This window comes from Pontibacter litorisediminis (assembly GCF_029360645.1).
GTDB lineage: Bacteria > Bacteroidota > Bacteroidia > Cytophagales > Hymenobacteraceae > Pontibacter > Pontibacter litorisediminis.
Genome location: NZ_JARDUA010000004.1, coordinates 86,060 through 107,585, shown reverse-complemented (window position 1 = coordinate 107,585; position 21,526 = coordinate 86,060). Strand labels below are relative to the sequence as shown.

The following is a 21,526-nucleotide window of genomic DNA, read 5'->3' as shown; positions in this document are numbered from 1 at the left end:
CGACCTCAAATTAAGTTATAGTATCCAACTTGCGCGTTTATAGTTGCCTGTCCCTTGCTGTAGCGCGTAGCCTCACCTGCAGCACCATGCTTTATGACCGTTGAGATAGGAATTGTGCTAGGGATTATCCTGCTGGCGGTTATACTTTTTGTAACCGAGCGGCTTTCCATTGACACAGTTGCCCTCCTGACAATGGTGCTCTTTATGGCCACCGGCATCCTTACGCCTGCCGAGGGTTTTGCCGGGTTCAGCAACGCGGCCACCATCACGGTGGCCGCCATGTTCATTATCAGTTCTGCCATTTTCAAATCTGGTGCGCTTAACAAAGTAGGTACAGGGCTAACGCGTATTGGCCGTAACAGCTATTTGCTTTGCCTGCTGGCCCTGATGCTTTTTTCCGGGGGGCTCTCTGCCTTCATCAACGACACGGCCGTGGTTGCCCTGCTCATGCCGGTGGTGATACAGGTGAGCAAAGATATCCGCGTAAGCCCTTCCAAGCTGCTTATACCGCTCAGCTTTGGTGCTCTGCTGGGCGGCGCCTGCACGCTTATCGGCACCTCCACCAACATTCTGGTTAGCGGCATTGCGCAGGCGCAGGGGGTAGAACCTCTGCAGATGTTCGAGTTCCTGCCGGCAGGCATCCTGTTTTTGCTGCTGGGCATCCTTTACATGTTCTTTGTTGGGCGCCACCTGCTGCCCGAGCGCAAGCATACCGAAAGCCTGTCGGAGGAGTTTGACCTGGGCGATTACCTGACAGAGATCGTGCTGCTGCCTGCCTCACCGCTGGTGGGGGTGCCGCTGCAGCGATCCAGCCTGGTGCGCGACCTGGATATTGAGGTGATGCAGGTAACCCGCGACAAGGACAAGGTGCAGGTGTTTCCCTCGCTCATACTCCGGGCCAACGACGTGCTGAAGGTGCGCATTGGGGTGGAGAAGCTGAAAAAGCTGAAGCAGGAGCAGGGGGTGATCCTGAAGTCGGAGCGCAAGTTCCGGGATGAGGATGTGGGCATGTACGACGACAGCATGCTCTATGAGGCCATTGTAACGCCTAACTCTTACATGGAGGGTAAGTCGCTCAAAGAGCTGAATTTTCGTGCCTACAACTATGGGGCCTCCGTGCTGGCCATACGCCACCGCGACGAGATCGTGCACGACAAACTGGCCCACGTAAAACTCGCTGCCGGCGACGTGCTGCTGATAGCCGCCAACAGCGACCAGGCGGAGAAGTTGCGGCAGAACGACGACATCCTTATCATTTCCCAAACCGTACGCAGCGATTTCAACTATGGCAAGATACTGCCTGTGTTGCTGATAAGTGTATTTGTGGTGCTGACTGCGGCTACGGGTCTGGTGCCTATTGTCCTGAGCGCAGTGGTGGGCGTGGTGGCGCTGGTCACGTTTCGGTGTATTAAGCTGGAGGAGGCTTACGCCGCCATAGACTGGAAAGTAATTTTTATGCTGGGAGGCGTGCTCTCGATGGGCGCAGCGCTGGAGAAAACAGGGGCAGCCAAGCTGCTGGCAGATTATCTGATCGTTGGGGTAGGGGCGTATGGGCCTCACGCGCTGCTCTCGGTGTTTTTCTTCGTCACCTTTATGACCACCAACTTTATGTCCAACAACGCTACCGCAGCCCTGTTGGCACCCATTGCCATTGTTACGGCCCAAGAGATGGGCGTGAGCGAGCGTCCCTTCATCATGGCCGTGGCCTACGCCGCCTCCCTCAGCTTCATGACCCCCATGGGTTACCAGACTAACACCATGATCTATAGCCCGGGCAATTACCGCTTCTCCGACTATCTGAAGGTGGGCACCCCGCTCAACCTGCTCCTCTGGCTGCTCGCCTCCCTCGTCATCCCGTATTTCTTCCCACTGTAGCAGAGGGTGTTCCACGTGGAGAAGGAGCGGCGCAAATAATGCCTGGTGTTGTTGTTTACAGTGCTTCGGGCTTAATTCTCCAGCTTGTTCAGTTCTCCGGCCAGCCTGTCCTCCGTTAGCCTTACATAACCTGTTTCCTCCACATATTGCTGCCCCTCGTGGAGAATCCATACAATAAACTCCATAACAACCTTCTTGGTGGGCTTACCCTTTGTTACAAGATACAGCGGCCTGGCCGGGGGAGAGGGAAACACGCCTTTAGCAATAGCCTGGTTCAGTTCTTCCAAGCTGTCATAGATAAATTCATTCTTATCCAGGGTTCCGTTCCCGTTTAGGTCGAGAGGTAGCGGGGCAATGCCCTGGTAGGGGTGCTTTGTATGGATGTTGTAGACATGGTTGATGTTGTTGTACCCTATAGCCGCTTTTTCATTTATCACTTCCTCAGCCAAATTAAGATCACCAAACACGCCTATGCCCTTTAGCTCTTCCTGTTTACCTCCCAAAAAACTGGCCCATATCTCCGCTGCCCCGGCAGCGTCAGATCGGGTGTAAATTCGTATAGGCAAGCTCCCGGAGCCGGTCAACTCGTTCCAGTTCGTTATTTTGCCGGTAAGCCACACGGCACGCAACTGCTCGCGGGTAACGCCCTTGCTGTACAGCACGTCAATGTAAGGGTTTGAGGCATTGATGGTAGGTATGACTGCATCCTTTGCCACGGCAAAGTGAAGCGCACCCTGCTGTGTCTCTTCCGGTGTAACGCTGCGCGATGCCATGCCCATGTCTACCGCGCCCGCCAATACCTCCTCCATACCTGTGCCGGTTCCTTCCGCCCGGATATCGAATTCTACCCCAGGGTTGAGTTTCCGGAACTCACTGGCCCATCGGTTCATCATCGGGTATAAAGCAAATGCGCCAGAAATGGTTATCTCCCCATGCAGCCCAACCGGCTCTTTCTGCTCTTCTTGTTCTGTTCCGCAGCCGAAGCAGGCAAGCAGTAAAAGCAGAAGTATGGGAAGCCGTGTTTTCATATGATTGCTGTTTAACGGTTGCGGCGTGGGGCATGGGGCATGAAGTGTCTAAAGCACTAGAGGGGGTGATGGGCGCAGTCAATTCAGGTGCTTACTGTGCGCCACGAGGCAAAACTGATGTTAGCCCTTTACCTTTTTACTGGTGGTGTGGGAATTAATTTACCCCTTCCCATGGGCTACGCCGCCTGTACTTAACTCAGGGGCCGCCAGAAAAGTATAAAAATCCTGTGCCGGCAAGCTACCGGTCAGGCGGGTTAACTGCCGTAGAATCCGATGGATGAGAACATTACTCTGGAAGCAGATTACCTGAAGTGGTTCCAGCAGAGGTCTACAGGAAACCAGTTCTACAACAGGGACATCATCCGCTTTATCATCAACCACAAAATTGACCTGAGAGGGAAAGCGAACGGTGTAGAAGTATAAAAGCGGCGCAAAAATAATGTGCGGTGGCTATAAGTACCCCCTGGCCTGCAGCAGGAACAGCTCTGCGTATTTGCCGTTCTGCGCCAGCAGCTCCTCATGCGAGCCCAGCTCTTTCAGCTGCCCCTGCTCCAGGAACAGGATCCGGTCGGCCATGCGCACGGTGGAGAAGCGATGGGAGATAAGTACGGCCGTTCGGCCCTCGATGAGCTCAGAAAAGCGCTGGAACACCTCGTGCTCGGCGCGGGCATCCAGGGCGGAGGTCGGCTCGTCGAGTATGAGCAGCTGCGCGTCGCGCATGTAGGCGCGGGCCAAGGCCACCTTCTGCCACTCGCCGCCCGATAGCTCCACGCCCTTGTTAAAGCGCTTGCCCAGCACCTGCTCATACTTGTCCGGCAGGCGCTGGATAACCAGGTCTGCCAGGCTTTTCTGTGCCGAGCCTTGGATGCGCTCCCTGTCTTGGATGTTGCTGATCTGGCCAATGGCAATATTGTCGGAGGCCGTCATCTGGAAGCGCACGTAATCCTGAAAAATGATGCCTACCTGGTGGCGCAGGTCGTTTAAATCGTACTCCCGCAGGTCTGTGCCATCTAACAGGATGCGACCCTCGGTGGGCTCGTATAATCGTGCCAGCAGCTTTACCAGTGTGGTTTTGCCGGCGCCGTTCTCGCCCACCAAGGCCAGTTTCTCGCCAGCCGTGAGATGGAACGACAGGTGCCGCACCGCCCATTTCTCGGAGTTGTGGTACTTAAACCCGACATCCTCAAACGTAAAGCCTTGCTGAATGGGCCTTGGCACGGGCAGCGGGTTAGCCGGTGGCGTGATCTGCGGCTGCAGCTCCAGGAAATCGAACAGGTCCTGCAGGTATAAGGCGCTTTCGGCAATTTGGGAGAAACGCGTCATGATGCCCTGCAAAAGGCCCCGCATGTTGCTGAACGAGCCGGCCAGAAAGGTAAGGCTGCCGACCGTAATGTTGCCGGCCACCGTGGCGAAAAGTATGAACACGTAGGCGCCGTAGTAGGCCAGGGTGCCGAGGGCGGAGAGGGCGCTGCCCCAGAAGGCACGCCTGAGGGTCAGACTCTTGTTGAGCAGGTAGTATCTGTCGGACAGCTCCTTAAACCGCTCTGCCAGAAAGCCGGAGAGGTTAAAGGTCTTGATCTCCTTGGCCGTTTCGTCGGAGGCCCCGATGTAGCGCAGGTAATCCAGCTCGCGGCGCTCGGGCGTCCAGGAGCGGGAGAGGGAGTAGCTGCGCTCGTTAAAGTGGGTCTCCCCTAGAAACGAAGGTATAACCGCCACTAAAAGTATAAGGATGAGCCAGGGATTGAAAGCAATCAGACCCACGGCCAGAAAGCCAATGGTTACGATATCCTGCAACTGCGAGAGCACCTGCGACATAAGCACCACGCGCGTTACCGTTTGCCGCCGCGCCCGCTCCAGCTTGTCGTAAAAGGAGGCGTCCTCAAACTGGGCCAGGTCCAGCTTGGCCGCGTGCTCAATCAAGGCCACCGAGGTGCGGTTCGAGAACAGGTCACCCAGCAGGCTGTCCACCAGCGTTATGCCGCGGTTGATCAGGTCCGACAGCACCGCTAGCCCCAGCTCCAGCGCCACCAGCGTCCAGAGGTACGTCAGATCTTGCCCGTCCGTCACGCCTATCAGCCGGATCACCTCATCGATGATCAGCTTGCCCACGTACAGCATGGCCAGCGGCAAGGAGGCTTTTACCAGGCGCAGCAGTAGGTTGGTGATGGTCAGGCGCGGGCTGGTGTCCCAGATCATCCTAAAAAATTTGGGAAGGTTTTTAAGGGCACTGGCTTGCTCGCGCAGGCTTTTCTTGTCCTGTTGGTTTGCTGTGTCTCTCGTTCCTTTTTGCTCTTTACGCATACTTATACTTTCGGCCACAGGCCATATAGCTATACAGGCAGCAGCGGGTTTTGTTTAAGGTATGGCCAAAACCTTTGAATGTTATAAAAAACCCGGGTTCAACGGTGAGGGCGGTAAAATGTTTACTAATTGTATATATTCGCTAATATTTACAATTAATCGCATTGCAGTGAAAACAAAACTTAAAGTTGCCTTGGCAGCAGCGTTATTAGGAGGGCTAACCTTAGTAGGAGGAGTGGCAGAGGCGCAGGTAAAGCATGTGCAGTATTATGATTCGCTTGGGCTTGTAACGCATGATGCCTCCCTAGCCAAATCGGTGGAGGTGTTTGAGCGCGAGAGCGAGGAGACTGAGGCTGGTATAATCACGTTATACCGTATAAAGGGTGATTCAATGATCATGTTGGAGCAAGGGAGTTACGCCACGGTTTTTCAACCGCGCAAGGTGCATGGGCAACTTGTAAAATGGTATCCAAACGGCAACAGGTTCAGTGTAAAGAGCTTTAACGAGGGGGTGCCTCATGGCGTTGACATGGAATGGTACAGCAACGATTCTTTAAAGCACAGCATCGGCTATAAGCAGGGGCAGTATGATGGAGCGCTGAAAACCTACTACAAAACAGGCGTTTTGAAGCGGGAAGAACTGTACCAAGAAGGGAAACAGGTATATGGCAAGTGTTATAATGAGAAAGGAGAAGAGATACCCTTTACCCCATACCGTGAAATGCCCCTGTTCCCCGGCGGTGAGCAGGAGATGATGAAATACCTCGGCAAAAATATTCGCTATCCGGCTAAGAGCCACCGTACTGGCACTAGCGGTGTGGTGCTGGTGCGTTTTGTAGTGCATAAAGATGGCAGTTTAGATAACTTCAGTATTGTGCAGGGAGTAAACGAGGAACTAAATAACGAGGCGCTTCGGGTTATTAAGAAGATGCCAAACTTTAAACCTGGCACCCTCGAAGGGCAGCCGGTTCCAATGCTTTATACTTTGCCAATTAGATTTACGCTGGCAAAGACAAGAGTTGTAAAACTAGGCTAAGGGCCTCCCGAAGCTAACTCTACTATCTGTATGAAAAAGCACTTGCTTACGCTATTATTCTGCCTTGGCTTAGCCTGTACATCCTTTGCCCAATCAACTGTACCGGCCGCCGATGTGGCAAGTATAGAGGCCATCACGGCGGCAGGCCTTAAAATCATCTCCGGGCCAAAGGGGCAGGAGCGGGACATGGAAGCTTTTAAGGCCCTTTTCCTGCCAAACGCACAGATGGGCGGCGTGTTCTACAAAGGCGACAGCAGCTTTGTGCGCCTAACAACGGTAGAAAAGTTTGCCGAGCGCAATGGCCCAGCCTATGCAGAAATGGGCTTTTATGAAAACGAGCTGGCCCTGCGCATCGAGCGTTTCGGGAACCTGGCCACCGCCTTCCAAACCTACGAAACCCGCTTGGGCAGCCCGACAGGCAAGGTAGAAGACCGTGGCGTAAATACCTATCAGCTCGTGTACGACAAAGGCCGCTGGTGGATTGCCAGCCTGCTCTTTACCCCGGAAACAGCTGCACAACCTATCCCTAAAAAGTATCTGAAATAGCCTTTTTGCAGTATGATACCCTTATATGACGCGGTATCTGCTATACTTTCTCACGGGTGTTGCCATGGCAACGGTTATTCTTTTCTTCAGGGGCTATGTGTCGGTGCCGCACAATGTGTACTCGGATGTGGCGCTACTTGCCGGAATGGCGCTGTTCAGCGCTGCCTCCTGGGTTACGCTGTTTCGGATAAAGATAGGCACGCTGCTGGCTCTGCTGTGTTCGCTGGCAATGGTGCCGTGGCTGGTGCGCGTGGGGCTGCGGGTGTGGGACGCCGGCACAAGCGCGCCCCAGGTGCTGCAGGTCGTGCATGCCGTGCTGGCCCTGCTGGTGTTCTGCTCGCTGGTGGTTAGTGTCCGCTATACGTTTAGCAGGGGCTCCTGGGGGGCGGGCACAGCGGCCCCACACGTGGCGCTTAAGCTACTGCTGGCGCTGCTGCCGCTGGCGGTGCTGGCAAGCTGGCTACTGGTAAAGGACAGCGTGTAAAAGTACAGAAATGAGAAAAGCCCCGCCATTTAATGACGGGGCTTTCTCTCACCTTAAAACAAACTAAACTAATCTAAACTTTATCTAACCTTATCTTTAGTAAACTTACTTCTCTTATGGGGCGGCCAGCCGTATTTTTCCTCGCTACTGACCTGAATTGATGGTGTACCACTGAAAAATTATTCCAAAAAAATCGTAACAAGGCTTGCCTGTTAGTTACAGGCTAACTATATTAGCCTTCCGATATAGTATCTCTCTCAATTCGGGTGCAAAATTACTCGAATGATTTCAATTGCAAAAGGAAAATCATAAAAGATTTTTCACCTTTTTTCTATTCCCTTCTCTGAACCTCCGCAACAAGCTAAAGTACAATTGGTTAGCCTTATAAAAGGCTGCGGGTTTTTGTGCGGCAAGTACTTTTTATCTTTTTATACTTCACCTGCACTCTAACCCGGGCAAAAAAAAACAGGCAGAGCCCATGCCCTGCCTGTTGATACAGCCAAGCAGCAGGTGCTGCTTTAGATCATAGCAACTGTTTTGTTGTTTATCTGGCCTTCGTAGGTCTTCTTGTAGTGCACTTTCCGCTCCAGCGCAGCAATGATCGGCTCCGAAAAGTCCACTCCCTCCAGGTTGCTGGCGTCAGTTAGGCCGCCGGGGCTAAACACGTTGATCTCCATCAGTTTGTCGCCCACAATATCGAGGCCCACCAGGAACATGCCATCCTGTATCAGCTTTGGCCTTACGAGCTCTACCAGGTCCAGCATGGTTTGCGTTACCTTGGCGGCCTGCGAAGAGCCGCCGGCATGCAGGTTGCTGCGGATGTCGTCCTTGCCGGTAACGCGGTGTATGGCGCAGTACTTGCCTTTGTGCTGCAGCGCCTCCCCGTTCATCACAATCAGGCGCACGTCGCCCTCAGTGGCCTGCGGCAGGTACTCCTGCGCTATCACATAGCCATCGCGGCTGATCGCTTCCACGATCTGGTTGAGGTTGGTGGTGTCGTTCTTCTTTACCATGAAGACGCCGGAGCCGCCGGAGCCCTGCAGCGGCTTAAGGATGATGTTGTTCTTCTGCTGGTTATAGAACTCCTTGATCTCCTCCTTATCACGGGTGATGAGCGTGCGCGGCCGAACGGCCTCCGGGAAGTGCTGGAAGTACATCTTGTTTACCGCATCGGAGAGCTTGGTGGGGTCGTTGAGCACGATCACACCGTGGCGCAGGGCCAGCTGCCCAAAGATAATACCCGCATTCTGCGCCCAGGCGCGGCCCTCGCCTTCCGAAGAAGGGTCGTTGCGGAGCATGAGCACATCCAGCTCAGGGGCCGTAACGCGCACCTTGGTGGCTTTCTCGGCTTGTATGGCCTCCAGGTAGGTGGCCGGCGATTTATACTTGTGCTTGGGATCTGCCTGCACGGCTTCGGCGCCCATATAGCCATCGGGGTAGTAGGCTAGGTCGCCAACGCCCATCAGGTATACTTGGTGGCCTTTGTTGTGCATGCGCTGCGCCAGGAAAATGGTAGAGTAGCCGGGTTTTTCTGTCTCTATGTTGTTTACTACAAATCCTATTGTCATTTAGCGTGTCTTATGTTGTTGGTTGATGTGGTCGGAAGATTATAGTAGGTTAAATACTGAAATGCCGGCTTTTAGTTGTTCCAGCTTAGGTTTGATGCTCTCGTCGAGGAGGTAGCGGGGTCTCAGCGGCATGGGGCGCAGCACATTGCGGTAGATCAGCTCCTGCACAATGGGGATGTAGTCCTGCCTGATCTTGCCGATGAGCAGCGGCTCCAGCTCGTTTCCCGCCTTCAGGTAGCTGAGCAGGTGCACGAGGCCGCGCAGGTACACGGCATCCTTGGTGAGGCCGCCGCCGCGGTGCACGCGCATGGCCACGTTCCAGGCGGTTTCATCGTCGAACCGGTAATCCTCCTTCAGCCGCCAGAAGTTATCCGTGAAGCTGCAGCCTTTGGTGAGCTGGTGCACCGCCACCACGCGCGCGGCCAGGATGCGCATGCGGTCCTGGTCCAGGCCGCCCACCAGCCACTCGCTTAGCACGGCCAGCCCCTCCTGCAGCTCCTCGTAGCCGGGGCTGCCCACGTAGAGCTGCTGCAGCGGCTGTGCCTTGCCGTTATAATAGGTCAGGATGTGGGTGCCCACCTCGTGCTGGATCAGCGCCTCTGCCCGGTGGCGCGGTATACTGGCGTCGGTGCCCACGTTCAGCCTTCCCTTCGATACGATCAGGCCCACCACGTCGTCGCGCACATCCACGCCGGAGTCCAGGGCAGGGTATTGCTCCCGCAGGAAAGTAAGCTCCCGCTCGGCCTGCGCCACAAACTCAGGTACAGGTATAATGTCTGTTTCCTTGTTCCCGGCAGGGTCCGGTATGGCCGCCAGAATGCCTTCGGCCACCTTCAGCAGCTGGTCGTCCACGGTGCCGTAGAGCTGCATGCTGCTGTACAGGAAGTCAGGCGTGTTGCGGTCGGCCAGCATGGTCAGCATCTTGTCCAGCTCGTGGCGCTTATCCCGGAACAGGTAGCCTAGCGTGGGGTCATCCACTTTCTCGATGGGGATGTTGTAGAGCTTACGCTTGAGCTGGTCGGCATCGATGGGCATGAGGCGGTAGTGGAAAGTGGGCGGCTTGTTATACTTTGCCTTCTTGAATTCGGCCCATGCCTCGTTGTTGTTGACCGGCGTTACCAGCAGCAGGAACTGGAACAGGTCGCTTATGCTGGTCAGCTGCTTGTCGATGCGCCACACCACCCGGTTTACCGCCTGCCGCCCCAGCGCCTGGAAGTGCACGGGGTGATGCGTGGTCTGCACGCCCACAAAGTCAAACACCGTTTTCTTAAGGGCGTTGGCTACCTTCTCGCGCAAGGTGCGTAGCAGCAGGGGGTAGACTTTGCCCGTGGTGGGGTTTTTGTACACCGGCTTTAGCTGCAGCCCCATGGTCAGGATGCTGTGCTTCTTCAGCTCCTCCTCCGACAGCAGGCAGTACGGCTCCTGCAGCAGTGGCGCGTTGCTTACCACCTCCACAGCAACAGGTATGCCGGGCAGCTTTATACTTTGCAGCTCCTTTTGGATAGTTTGGGTAGTGGTGGGCAACTGCTCCTCCGGCCCCAGCACCCTGAACAGCGGCGCATCCGCGGCACCGGCGGGGGCGGCCATCAACTCCACAATCATAAAGGCACCGAACTTATCGGCCATAGCCTGGGCGATGCTTTGCACCAGGGGCCGCAGCTCATGGCTGCGCTCCTCGTGCGAGATGATGTAAGCGGCGTAGGCTTTCAGAAAATTAGCCGTGGCATGGTCTGGCTGGCCGGCAGGGTGGCGGAAAAGTATGAGGAAGGGTAGGGGGCGATCAAGGTACAGATACCCGCCATTGGGCAGGCGGCGGCGCACCTGCTTGCCTCGCTTCAGGCTCCGGATAACTTTCTTTACAAAGCTGTCGGTTATACTTTCAATCATTGCTAAAGGTGCTTAGCAGGTTAGGGTGAGGTTTGTACGAGTTCTAAGATAGAGGCTTCTTCGTAGCACGTAGCACGTATCAAGTATCACGACCTAAACTTAAAGATTCATCAATCGTGCTACGTGATACGTGCTACGACATACGCAATTACACCTGGCACACCTGTGCCAGTGCCTCCAGCACGGGGCGGGTGCTTTGCTGCAGCGCCTGCCGTATCTCCTGCACCTGCGCCTGGTCAGGCTCGCCGGTCCACTCATCCATGAAGAACTTCTTAAACTCAATGCTGATCACGCACACCCTGTTGCCGAAGGTGTCGTGGATCCAGCGCATGAAGTGGCCGCCCTCAAACTTAACGTTCTCGCGCACGTCCAGCTTCCGGCCCCGGTAGTTATAGCCACCGAGGCTGTGCATGAGAGCCTCCACCACCGGCGCCCATTTCTGGCGGTCCATGTTGCCCGTACCGATGTTCACCTCCGGGTTCGCTTCCGGGTCGGCGGCTGGTCCGGTGGGGCCTTCACGGCGGTGGTTGTACGTGTGCAGGTCATAAATAACGATGCAGGCGTGCTCATCTAGCAGCTGCGTCAGCATCTGCTTCACATCCGCGTAAAACTTCTCATACCGTTTCATCGACTCCTGCGCCAGCTCCTCCGGCAGCTCCTCCTTCCACACCTGCAAACCCCAGGCATCCTCTGGCCTGCGGTAAATAGCTTTTTTGGGGGGGCGGTTCAGGTCCAACTCAAAGCGGGAGTAGTGCCCGATGACCTGGTTGTCGGTAATGCCCACCCATTGTGCCGTAAAGGGGTCCTCCTCGCGCAGCCGCTCCTCAGGGGTGAGGTTAAACAGCGCACTAAGGTTATGGCGCACCTCGTGGCCGTTATGGATGGCCGTGGCTACCAAGGGGCTGTCGCCACGGGTAATGGTATAGTATACAGTGTCTACTTTTGTCTGTGTCATCGCAAATTATATTGTGTACAGTTTTACCCCTTCCGGTTAGGGAAGGTTATGCAGGGCCCGGCTTGTGCCAAAATTGCGATGGCTCACAACTGGGGAATGCTTTGCGGCCAATGGTAGCGTTAGCTGCACAAATTGTAGCGCTTGGCGTGTGTTTCCGGGCATGGGCTTGAGTACGTGCAGGCACTGAGTGCGCCGCAGGATCACAGCTGTGCAACTTGCCGTTAGGTTAGGGCCGGTGTTGCCGCTGTAGCTGCTGCAAACTGTAGGATTGGTGCAGGTGTAAAGTCGCAGCTTTTTAGCCTGCGATGCGTACCTTTGTAGCATGGCTACCCCCGATACACCTGCTACCAAAACCTGCCCTAACTGCGGTGCCACCGTGCCCCGCAGAACAAAGCAATGCCCCGAGTGCGGGCAATTACTGGCCACCCCTAAACCCGAGTGGTTCAAGAACCTGACCCCAACGGAGGTGTTTCTGCTGATACTGGGCAGCATCATGCTGGCCATAGGCCTTGTGGCACTGTAGCCATGGCTACGCTGCGTCAGCCGCTCTTTGTCTTCTTTTTGGTGCTAGCCGCGGCCAACCAGCTGTTAGAACTGGCGGGAATTTATGTTTGGCCACTGCACACGCACCTCGACGACCTGCTGGTGCTGCCGCTCGCGCTTACTGTTGCCCTGGCCGCCGAGCGCCTGTACTTCAGAAACCCCGGCTTTGTGCTGCCGCAGCGTTTTACATTGCTGGCGCTGCTGCTCTTTAGCGTGGTTTTCGAAGGGCTGCTGCCGCTGCTGCACCAAAAGTATACCGCTGATCCCTGGGATGTGGCAGCGTATGGGGTAGGGGCCGCCGTGTACCAAGCCTGGATGAACAAGCCGCTGGCCCGGGGACAGGCGTAAAAGTTTTTTGCAGCCCGAGGCAACCTTCCGGAAAATGCGGCATCTTTTATGCATATCTCCTGCAGATAAGCAAGTTTGACAGAATCACTAACCAAAAAACTATACTATGAAGATCAGTAATGTACACAGAGCGGCTTTCGGGCTTATGTTTTTTGCTTTTATGCTGCTGAGCCTGCCGGCGGTTATGGCGCAAAGTATAAAAGGCAGCGGCGAGGTGAAGTCGCAGAGCAGGAGCGTATCCAACATCAGGGGCATTGAGGTGAGCGGTGGCTTTGTAGTGGAGGTGACGCAGGGAAGCAACGAAGGCGTGCGCCTGGAGGCACAGGAGAACCTGCTGGACAACATCAAGACCGAGGTACGCAACGGTATCCTGCACATCTATAACGACAAGGGCATCAGCACCAGCAAGAGCATGAAGGCCTTCGTAACGCTGCAGAACATGGAAAGCATCAACATCAGCGGGGGTGTGAAGGTAATCGGCAACTCCAGCTTTAAGGCGCCTGTGCTGAAGCTGGACATGAGCGGCGGCTCCAACGTGAAGCTGACTATTGCCACAGACCAGGTGAAAGGCAACCTGAGCGGCGCCAGCAAGGTGGAGCTGCTAGGCAAGGCTGGCGAGGTGAACATGCAGCTGTCCGGAGCGTCTAAAATGGAGGCATCGGAGCTGGAGGCAAAGCAGGTGTACGTGCAGGCCAGCGGTGCCAGCAGCGTGAAAGTATACGCGCAGGAGGCGCTGGACATTAATGCATCGGGCGCGTCGGCCGTATACTACAAAGGCAGCCCGAGCATCACCTCTAATGTAAGTTCCGCGGCGCGTGTGGGCAAACTCTAACGAAGAGAATACACTACCTATAATGCAAAGAAGCAGCCTTTCCCTAGGGCTGCTTTTTTATAGCCTATCCTTTACCGGAGGCAGCGCGTATAGCTAAAAGCAGAAAACGAACTTAAAAACCATCATAAAGCTATGAGCGAATCAAAGAAAACAACAAACCATAAGGAGATACAGGAATGGGCCAAGAAGCACGGCGGCGTGCCCAGCGTGATAAAAGGCACCGAGAACGACGGCAGCGGCGAAGGCGTGCTGCGCATCCACTTCCCCAAGAAGAGCGACGACAACGACAGCTTTGAGGAAATCAGCTGGGACGAGTTCTTTGAGGAGTTTGATAACAACAAGCTGGCCCTGCTGCACGACCCGAACGGCAACTTCAACAAGTTGGTGAGCAGGGATTAAGTATAACTGCAGTTTAAAGTATAAAAGGAAAGGCCGGGGCTGTTTTGCCCCGGCCTTTCCTTTTATATGACTTAAAAGATTACGGCTCCTGCTTTTGCAACAGTTCTAATGTATGGCTGAGCAAAGCTTTATCGCCCCAGGGGCCGTGGCTTGGCACCACCACTTTTGCCTTGGGGTAGCGCTGCTGCAAGCGCTTTATGGCAAGTGGCCAGTTGCTAAGATCGGCATCGGCGGTGTTGCCCAGGTTCTTTGCCTGCAGGTCCTTGACCAGGCAGCCGCCAAACAGGATCTTTTGCTGCGGCAAGTATACCACCACGTTATCGGCAGTGTGGCCGCCGCCGGGGAAGTATACTTCAAACTGCTGCCCGCCAAGCGTAAAGCTTGTGTCTGTGGCGAAGGTAATGTCCGGCGTTCCCTTCTTGTTCCCGGCGGCAAGTATGGCTGTAAGCTCTGAGGTAACCACCGGAACGCCCTGCTGCTGTACCGCGCTCATGCCGCCCAGCTTGTCGTCGTGCCAATGCGTGGGCAAACATACCTTCACGGGCTTCTTTAGGTTGGTCTTTACCCATGCCAGCAACTCTTGTGTAGGCTTGTTGCCCCAGCCGGTATCTACCAGCACCGCACCGTCTTTCGTAGAAACTACCAGGCCGTGCGATGGCACCAAAATGCCTTGATAGGTGCTATACGACGTATGAACCCACACTTTAGGCGCCAGCTTGGTTAGCTTCAGCTGCTGCCCCTGCGCCTCCAGCGCATAAGCGGAGGTCAGGAGCAGCAGGCAAAGTATAGAATGCAGCAAATGTTTCATGTCTGGTTTGCTTAACGCACCGGCACGGGCAGTACGGGCAGGCTGGCGTGCCCCTCCTTATCTACCGACTGCACAGCAAAGAAGTAGTTGTCCTTGGAGTAGGGCAGCGTCGCGTTGGTTTCGGTTACATAAAAGCGTTTCTCCCAATTGGAGCTATTCGTCTCCCGCATCAGCACGTAATAACCGGCTGGCTTGCCGCCTTTGGCCGGAGCCTGCCACTGCAGGTCGGTTTTGTTGGTAAGGTTGGAGGTAAGTACACCCACTTTCTCAGGTGCGGCGGGCGCCCATCCCAGGCTGGCCATACTTGCCAGGTTCACGGCCGTGTTCTTGCGCAGGTACTCAAAATCCATGAACTCGGGCAGGTCGCCGTACTGCTTGCCGTTTTCCTTGCGCACATCCTGGTGCTGGTGGTCGAAGTCCTCGTTCATTTCACTCATGCGCACCGCGGCAAAACCCTGGCGGTTAAACGGTGTGTGGTCGCCGCCGCGCAGAAAGCGGTCTGCCCGGTGTACCAGCACCACATCCATTTGGTCCACGTACTTCTCGCCCACCAGCTCCATGTAGCGGGCCAGGTTACGGCTTGGGCTGTCGTTCTCGGTGCCGAGCGTCCTGCGGAGCCGCGCCTGCTCTTCCGATTCGTTTACCGGTGTGCCTTCGCTGAAAATGCGCACCCTGGTGTTATCATGCAGGCCGCTCTCTGCCGAAAAAGAGTTGCCCACAATGTCGTTGTTCTGCATGGCAACCAGGTTCCAGCCTTCTTTCTTGGCGCGCTCGGCCAGGTGGGAGGAGCCGTAAAGGCCCTGCTCCTCGCCCTGGAAGGCCACAAAAACGAGTGTAGCCGGAAATTTCTGCGAAGCCATCACGCGGGCCATTTCCATGACCATGGCCACGCCGGAGGCATCGTCGTTGGCGCCGGGGGCCTTGCTTTTAGCGTCCATCACGTCAGTAGCTCTGGAGTCGAGGTGGCCGCCCACTATGATCACGCGGTCATCATTCGGGTCGGTGCCTTTTAAAATAGCCATGACGTTGGCCATCTCCGTGTCCTGCGGCACACGGCGACCATCGGCTTTTACCACGAACTTGTCCATCTCCACGGTCATGCGGCCGCCGGAGGCCTGGGCATACTTCTCGAACTCGGACTTTACCCACTCACGGGCTGCGCCGATGCCTTCTTTCTTGCTGGTGGTGCTGCTCAACGTATGGCGCGTGCCGAAGCTCACCATTTTACGCACCAACTGCTCCAGGTTCTCTGCTGAGATCTGGTTGATCATTTTTTTGATATCATCGTCCTGTCGGACAACTTCCTGGGCTATGCTTTGGGTTGGGGTGAGTAGGGGAGCGCCTGCCAGCAGCAGCAGTGCCAGCAGTGGCTTAAGGGTAGATTTAGTGGTCATTTGTAAGTTTAGGTGTATGATCGATGTTACAAGGTACAAAGGATATGGGAGAAATGGGAGTCAGAGGTGTTTCTACCGTAGTTCCACGGTTTTTCTGGCGCAGGTGCCCGTTTGTGAATTTGGCTTTTCCCCTGGCGCAAGTCTTCAGACTTGTGTCCTACAATGATATCGAGTTTGCAAATCGACTGGCTTGAAAAGCCATACTTTATACTTAGGCTATACTTTTATACTTCAGGTTATACTTGCTGCTATACTACCCTGGCGCAAGCGTCCGCTTGTGCCTCTCTTAGCCGCCGCTTCCCGCAACTGGCACCAGGCTATCCTTCCTAGCTGCTGTTCATCCTATAGACTAACTTACCTATAGTTGCATTTCCTGCTTTGGTGCTCTCCAGCCCGAGAGGGCTCGTCCTGGGGGTAGGGGCCCTCGATAAGGGCATCGCGCTGCGAGCTTTTCCTTTGCTCCTGACATCGCAATTTCGCTGAAGCGAAACCGGAAATCTAGAAGGCGCTCTTTGTCGAGGGGCCCTACCCCCACCCAAGGACTGGGATCAGTTTTCGATAGCCACCGCTTATGCAACTTGACCCAAAGTCCCCCTTGGAAGGGGGCAGGGGGATGATAATCGTTCACGAGCAATTCCCCTCCTCGGAGGGGCTAAGGGGTGGGTTTATACTTGTAGGGACAGGTCGCGACCTGTCCACGCAACGGCAGCAACTATGAAATTTATACTTTAGCCAGAGCAGTTACAGGCTCCCTCCTTGGCTAAGGAGGGGTAGGGGTGGTTGGAGCCGGTACTGCCAAACTCCCTCCCCTGTTCTTAGGGAAGGGCTGAGGTGGGGTACTATAGCGGTGATTAGACCTGGCCTCACAGTATATCTTGCCATCCTTACATCCTGCAAATCCTGATTCAGACAAATTAAAATGCCACCTTGCACCGTTCCTGCTGAAGCAGGTGCAGTTCCTGTTCTACCTGAAGTATGGTTTTGGAGTTGGCAAGTTCGGTCTGGTAGCGGCGCGACAGCTCACGGCGTTTGATAGCCTCCAGAAAGCGGCGGCCGTCTTCGCGCGTTTCGAGTAGAAGGCCGGGTACCTGAGCAGGCTTTTCATCGTCGCCTTTGGCCACCATGGTAAAGTAGGAGGTGTTGGTGTGCTTTACAACGCCGGTTTTCACGTTCTCGGCTATCACACGGATGCCTACCATCAGCGAGGTGTTGCCCACATAGTTCACCGAGGCCTTTAGCGACACCAATTCGCCTACCTCCACAGGTTGCAGAAAGTTTACGCCATCCACCGAGACCGTAACGCAATAATTGCCGGCATGCTTGGCAGAACAGGCATAGGCCACCTTATCCATCAAAGAAAGCAGGATGCCACCGTGTATTTTGCCGCCGAAGTTGGCGTAGCTCGGGATCATGAGCTCGGTAAGGGTGGTGCGGGAGTAGGAAACAGGGCGGAAGTTGTGGGTGTTGGTCATGGGTAAGTATAGTTACTCTGGCATAACTATACTTAAAATGAAAGCATGCTGTTACCTACAGGAAGACGATATCCTTCACCACGTTGGTGCCTGCCTCAATGTTCAGGATCTCAATTACCTTACTTTTCGACATGTTGAGCTCGTGCTTGAGCGGGGCCGAGGTGAGCTTCACGAACAGCTTGCCGTCTTTAAAGTATAGCTGCTGCGTTTTCAGGGCGATCGGCTTACCCATGATCTTCTCCCAGTTTTGCACCAGCTGCACCTCACTCAGCTTGCCATCCAGGCGGTAGGCCTGCATCAGCGCCTTCAGGCTCTCCCCAATCGGTTGGATGTCTGCCTTGCGTTTATCAATCGCCTCTTTCTTCTTGTAGTAGCGCACGTTTTTAATTTTGAATGAGTGGGTGAGTGAATGAGTGAATAAGAAAGCTTAAGTATAACCTGCAGGTTAATGTTGATCTGAGTAATCTATCATAATCTAAACCAACTAGGTTTCCACCATTTCTTAGCTATTTGCTTTCTATACAGTTCAATAATTTCTGGCTTAAGATTTTCAGGTTCTCCCAACTTGAAAGATATGGTTAAGTGCTGCTCTATATACTTTAAACGGGCTTCCTCGCATTTGATTTCGCCTTCAAACCAATTATCCCAGCCAAATAATATTTCTTCGTTATTCTTCTCAAGTATCAGAAAATCAAAATCGATGCCTGCGTCGAAGCCATCATATTTATAAAGAACCTTCCAGTTCTCTTCACGAAGGAACTTTATAATCGTGTTCCAGAGATTCATTTCAATGTTTACAGCTATAACCATAAACTACAGCTCCCCAATCACCTTCACCTTCCCTTCCTTCACCTCAAATCTACGGATACTTTCGGAGAGGCCTTCGAGTATTTTGTCGGTGCGCTCCAGGTGGGTGTCTGTCAGGAAGATCTGGCCGAAGGTGTGGGCGGCTACCATTTGCATGAGCTTGGTGATGCGCTTCTCGTCCAGACGGTCAAAGATATCGTCGAGCAGGAGCAGGGGCTTGTGGTGCTGCCGCTGGTCCATCACCTCGAAGTGCGCCAGCTTCAGGGCGATCACATAGCTTTTCTGCTGCCCCTGCGAGCCGAAGCTCTTCACAGGGTTGCCGTCCATCAGAAACACGAAATCATCTTTGTGCGGCCCCACGGTGGTGCGCTGCAGGGCCAGGTCCTTGCGTTCGGCCTGCTGCAGCCGGTAGGCAAAATCGCTGCTCTCCAGCTGGCTTTTGTAGGTAAGCGTCACCTCCTCGTGGCTGTCGGAGATGTGGTGGTAGTGCTTTTGAAAGATCGGTACGAAATCCTGCAGAAACCGCTGCCGCGCCTGCGCCAGCTCTTCGCCCAGGGGCACCAACTGCTCGTTCAGGATCTGCAGGTAATCACGGTCGTAGTAGTGGCGTTCGGCAAACTGCTTCAGCAGGGAGTTGCGCTGCTTCAAAAAGTAGTTATACTGTATCAGTTGCTCCAGATACAAGTGGTCGTACTGCGACATAAGGCTGTCGAAGTACTTGCGACGCTCCTCGCTGCCCTCCCGAATCAGGTCGGTGTCGTAGGGCGAGATGAGCACCACCGGAAAGCGGCCGATGTGGTCGCTGATCTTCTCGTAGGGCGCCTTGTTGTGCGTCACGGTCTTTTTCTGCCCCTGCTTCAGGCTCACCTGCACCGTGTGCTTCTCACCTGAGATGTCAAAGCGCCCCTTCACCATAAAGAAGTCCTCGCCCTGCTTTATACTTTGCGCATCGGTGCCGGGGAAGGCGCTTTTGGTCATGGAGAGGTAGTGGATCGCATCGAGCAGGTTGGTCTTGCCGCTGCCGTTATCGCCTATAAAACAGTTGATATGCTCCGAAAAGCTAAGCGCGGCCTCTTCGTAGTTTTTGAAAAACAGCAGACTGAGATTTTCGAGGAGCATTTAATTTCTAATTGATATCTTTTTCCTTAATTTCGCATGCTAAACCGTTTAGGGCTTATATTTGCCGCAGTTATAGGCAATTATAGCCACAAAGCATAAACGGACATCTTAAAACGCACATAGACTATTACTCATGGCTGATACGAAAGATAAGGCAAAAGCGAAGTCGGCGAAAGCAAAGGTACAGGCTGAGCCAAAGTTTTCAAAAGAAACATACATGTGGTGGTATGAGTCGATGAAGCTCATGCGCCGCTTCGAGGAGAAGTCGGGCCAGCTGTATGGCCAGCAGAAGATTAAAGGCTTCTGCCACCTGTACATTGGCCAGGAAGCCTGCGCGGCCGGTGCCGCCTCTGCCCTGCAGAAAGGCGATAAGTGGATTACGGCTTACCGCGACCACGCCCACCCGCTGGCGCTGGGTACTAGTGCTAACGCTATCATGGCGGAGCTTTTTGCCAAGGCTACCGGTTGCTCCAAAGGCAAGGGTGGCTCGATGCACATCTTCGACAAAGAGGTCAACTTTATGGGTGGCCACGGTATTGTGGGCGCGCAGGTGCCGCTTGGCGCAGGTATCGCCTTTGCCGAGAAGTATAACAAGACCGGCAACGTGTGCATTACCTATATGGGTGACGGTGCCGTGCGCCAGGGCGCTTTCCACGAGGCGCTGAACATGGCCATGACCTGGAAACTGCCGGTGATTTTTGTGATTGAGAACAACGGCTACGCCATGGGTACTTCTGTACAGCGTACGTCTAACGTGGTAGAGCTGTACCAACTGGGCGAGAGCTACGACATCCCTTCTGAGCCGGTAGACGCCATGGAGGTAGAGAACGTGCATGAGGCCGTGGCAAGAGCCGCTGAGCGTGCACGTGCCGGCGAGGGCCCAACCCTGCTGGAGTTCAGAACCTACCGTTACAAAGGCCACTCTATGTCGGACCCTGCCAAGTACAGAACCAAAGAGGAGCTGGAGGGTTATAAAGGCCGCGACTCGATAGAGGCCGTGAAAGCCACTATCCTGAAGAATGGCTGGGCCACAGAGGAAGAGCTGGATCAGATAGATGAGAAAATCAAGCAGGTAGTGCAGGAGTCGGTGGAGTTTGCTGAAAACTCACCATATCCGGAGCCGGAGGAACTCTACACCGACATTTATGTAGAGCCGGACTATCCGTTTATAATGGACTAACTCGCAATTATCCTGCTTATTCGGAATTAAAAGTGATAAATTTGATGTTCAGAACCTGAAGGTATTGATTCTAATTACTTTTAATTCATACTTTTGAAGTTATAATTCATTAACACACTGATGGCAAAAGAAACAGTTAAAAACCACAGCGAGTTTGAGGAGCTGGTTGAGAACCCTGATGCACTGGCGAACCGCTTGTATGGCTCAGAGGACTTTGTGAAGAAAAACAAATCGAAGCTGCTGGGAGTATTTATCGCCATCGCTGCTGTTATTGTGGGCGGTTTCCTGTACTATAACTATCGCAGCACGCAGAACGTGGAGGCGCAGAACGCCATGTTCCAGGCAGTGTACTACTTCGAGGCCGACTCGCTGAGCAAAGCCTTGAACGGTGACGGCCAGAACTCTGGCCTGCTGGAAATAGCGGACGAGTACAGTGGTACGGAAGCCGGTAACCTGGCTAACCTTTACGCTGGTGTGGCGTTGCTGAAGCAGGGCCAGTTTGCAGAGGCCGCCGAGCACCTGCAGGACTTTGAGTCTGACGACTACCTGCTGCAGGCCCGCGCCTACAGCCTGACAGGCGATGCGTTGCTAGAGCAGGGCAAGCACAACGAGGCTGCGGAGCAGTACAAAAAAGCCGCGAACCATAACGCTAATGAGTTTTTCTCACCGCAGTACCTGATGAAGGCCGGTATAGCTTACGAGGCCGGTAACAACTACGGCGCTGCCGCTGAAGTATACGACCAGATCATCAAGGATTATGCGGCTTCTGCCGAGGTTACAGACGCTAAGAAGTTTATGGCCCGTGCCGAAATGCTGGCAGGGGGAACAACTAAAGAATAAACAGGCGCATGCCGATGTTAAAAAAGCGCTTCTGCTCATTCAGCAGAAGCGCTTTTTTATTGGTATTTTGCCTACCCAAGGCACAGAAGCTTGTTGTGAAGCAC

General features: G+C 54.3%; 22 protein-coding genes. 11 read left to right on the top strand and 11 right to left on the bottom strand.

Translation table 11 applies throughout. The features are described 5' to 3' along the window. Positions 1–93 precede the first annotated feature (93 nt). Entirely contained in the window at positions 94–1,875 is a 1,782-nt protein-coding gene (locus tag PXG97_RS13940; RefSeq protein ID WP_276498373.1) for an SLC13 family permease, read from the top strand. A gap of 71 nt (positions 1,876–1,946) precedes the next feature. Here PXG97_RS13940 and PXG97_RS13935 read toward each other — a convergent pair whose 3' ends face one another. Further along, positions 1,947–2,903 (bottom strand): PstS family phosphate ABC transporter substrate-binding protein, encoded by a 957-nt coding sequence (locus PXG97_RS13935; protein WP_276498372.1) that lies wholly within the window; start codon positions 2,901–2,903, stop codon positions 1,947–1,949. Positions 2,904–3,176: 273 nt separating this feature from the next. Between PXG97_RS13935 and PXG97_RS13930 the strand changes: the two genes are divergently transcribed. Next, entirely contained in the window at positions 3,177–3,326 is a 150-nt protein-coding gene (locus PXG97_RS13930; RefSeq protein ID WP_276498371.1) for a hypothetical protein, read from the top strand. A gap of 27 nt (positions 3,327–3,353) precedes the next feature. On the opposite strand, the gene PXG97_RS13925 is transcribed toward PXG97_RS13930, so the two are convergent. Further along, positions 3,354–5,204: an ABC transporter ATP-binding protein gene (locus PXG97_RS13925; RefSeq protein ID WP_276498370.1), complete on the bottom strand. Its 1,851-nt coding sequence runs from the start codon at positions 5,202–5,204 to the stop codon at positions 3,354–3,356. Between the two features lie 61 nt (positions 5,205–5,265). Here PXG97_RS13925 and PXG97_RS13920 point away from each other — a divergent pair, with 61 nt between their 5' ends. Genes PXG97_RS13920 through PXG97_RS13910 form a run of 3 tightly spaced genes read left to right on the top strand, consistent with a single transcriptional unit; the run spans position 5,266 to position 7,270 of the window. Next, positions 5,266–6,240 (top strand): energy transducer TonB, encoded by a 975-nt coding sequence (locus PXG97_RS13920; protein WP_276498369.1) that lies wholly within the window; start codon positions 5,266–5,268, stop codon positions 6,238–6,240. Between the two features lie 30 nt (positions 6,241–6,270). Beyond that, complete coding sequence (locus tag PXG97_RS13915) at positions 6,271–6,786, top strand: hypothetical protein (protein WP_276498368.1); 516 nt, start codon at positions 6,271–6,273, stop codon at positions 6,784–6,786. A 25-nt stretch (positions 6,787–6,811) separates the two neighbouring features. Next, a complete protein-coding gene (locus PXG97_RS13910; RefSeq protein ID WP_276498367.1) occupies positions 6,812–7,270 on the top strand; it encodes a hypothetical protein in 459 nt (152 codons plus the stop codon). A gap of 518 nt (positions 7,271–7,788) precedes the next feature. Here the strand turns inward: PXG97_RS13910 and PXG97_RS13905 are convergent. The 3 genes from PXG97_RS13905 to PXG97_RS13895 form a co-directional block, all read right to left on the bottom strand. After that, entirely contained in the window at positions 7,789–8,838 is a 1,050-nt protein-coding gene (locus PXG97_RS13905) for a glutathione synthetase (protein ID WP_276498365.1), read from the bottom strand. 39 nt (positions 8,839–8,877) lie between these two features. Further along, on the bottom strand, positions 8,878–10,725 hold the full coding sequence (locus PXG97_RS13900; RefSeq protein WP_276498364.1) for a peptidase MATCAP family protein: 1,848 nt from the start codon (positions 10,723–10,725) through the stop codon (positions 8,878–8,880). 148 nt (positions 10,726–10,873) lie between these two features. Beyond that, positions 10,874–11,680: an N-formylglutamate amidohydrolase gene (locus PXG97_RS13895; protein ID WP_276498363.1), complete on the bottom strand. Its 807-nt coding sequence runs from the start codon at positions 11,678–11,680 to the stop codon at positions 10,874–10,876. A 322-nt stretch (positions 11,681–12,002) separates the two neighbouring features. Here PXG97_RS13895 and PXG97_RS13890 point away from each other — a divergent pair, with 322 nt between their 5' ends. The 4 genes from PXG97_RS13890 to PXG97_RS13875 all read left to right on the top strand — a co-directional run bounded on the left by PXG97_RS13890 (position 12,003) and on the right by PXG97_RS13875 (position 13,802). Then, positions 12,003–12,203, top strand: a complete 201-nt coding sequence (locus PXG97_RS13890; RefSeq protein ID WP_276498362.1) for a zinc-ribbon domain-containing protein — start codon at positions 12,003–12,005, stop codon at positions 12,201–12,203. Positions 12,204–12,205: 2 nt separating this feature from the next. Beyond that, the gene (locus tag PXG97_RS13885; RefSeq protein ID WP_276498361.1) at positions 12,206–12,571 is read left to right on the top strand and encodes a hypothetical protein; all 366 of its coding nucleotides are present in this window, start codon (positions 12,206–12,208) and stop codon (positions 12,569–12,571) included. 106 nt (positions 12,572–12,677) lie between these two features. Further along, on the top strand, positions 12,678–13,403 hold the full coding sequence (locus PXG97_RS13880) for a head GIN domain-containing protein (protein ID WP_276498360.1): 726 nt from the start codon (positions 12,678–12,680) through the stop codon (positions 13,401–13,403). A gap of 132 nt (positions 13,404–13,535) precedes the next feature. Further along, positions 13,536–13,802: a hypothetical protein gene (locus PXG97_RS13875; RefSeq protein WP_276498359.1), complete on the top strand. Its 267-nt coding sequence runs from the start codon at positions 13,536–13,538 to the stop codon at positions 13,800–13,802. Positions 13,803–13,881: 79 nt separating this feature from the next. Here PXG97_RS13875 and bla read toward each other — a convergent pair whose 3' ends face one another. From bla to recF, 6 genes are all read right to left on the bottom strand, one after another. Then, on the bottom strand, positions 13,882–14,610 hold the full coding sequence (gene bla, locus PXG97_RS13870) for a subclass B1 metallo-beta-lactamase (protein WP_276498358.1): 729 nt from the start codon (positions 14,608–14,610) through the stop codon (positions 13,882–13,884). An 11-nt stretch (positions 14,611–14,621) separates the two neighbouring features. Further along, positions 14,622–16,004 carry a M28 family metallopeptidase gene (locus tag PXG97_RS13865; protein ID WP_276498357.1) on the bottom strand — a complete coding sequence of 461 codons (1,383 nt, stop codon included), beginning with the start codon at positions 16,002–16,004 and terminating at the stop codon, positions 14,622–14,624. Positions 16,005–16,918: 914 nt separating this feature from the next. After that, positions 16,919–17,476, bottom strand: coding sequence for an acyl-CoA thioesterase (locus tag PXG97_RS13860; protein ID WP_276498356.1), 558 nt, complete (start codon positions 17,474–17,476; stop codon positions 16,919–16,921). Between the two features lie 55 nt (positions 17,477–17,531). After that, complete coding sequence (locus PXG97_RS13855) at positions 17,532–17,855, bottom strand: DciA family protein (RefSeq protein WP_276498355.1); 324 nt, start codon at positions 17,853–17,855, stop codon at positions 17,532–17,534. Between the two features lie 89 nt (positions 17,856–17,944). Then, positions 17,945–18,286 (bottom strand): hypothetical protein, encoded by a 342-nt coding sequence (locus PXG97_RS13850; protein WP_276498354.1) that lies wholly within the window; start codon positions 18,284–18,286, stop codon positions 17,945–17,947. Between the two features lie 3 nt (positions 18,287–18,289). Then, positions 18,290–19,402, bottom strand: coding sequence for a DNA replication/repair protein RecF (gene recF / locus PXG97_RS13845; RefSeq protein WP_276498353.1), 1,113 nt, complete (start codon positions 19,400–19,402; stop codon positions 18,290–18,292). Between the two features lie 133 nt (positions 19,403–19,535). Here recF and pdhA point away from each other — a divergent pair, with 133 nt between their 5' ends. After that, positions 19,536–20,582 (top strand): pyruvate dehydrogenase (acetyl-transferring) E1 component subunit alpha, encoded by a 1,047-nt coding sequence (gene pdhA / locus PXG97_RS13840; protein WP_276498352.1) that lies wholly within the window; start codon positions 19,536–19,538, stop codon positions 20,580–20,582. Positions 20,583–20,702: 120 nt separating this feature from the next. Then, a complete protein-coding gene (locus PXG97_RS13835) occupies positions 20,703–21,422 on the top strand; it encodes a tetratricopeptide repeat protein (RefSeq protein WP_276498351.1) in 720 nt (239 codons plus the stop codon). Positions 21,423–21,526: the final 104 nt, after the last annotated feature.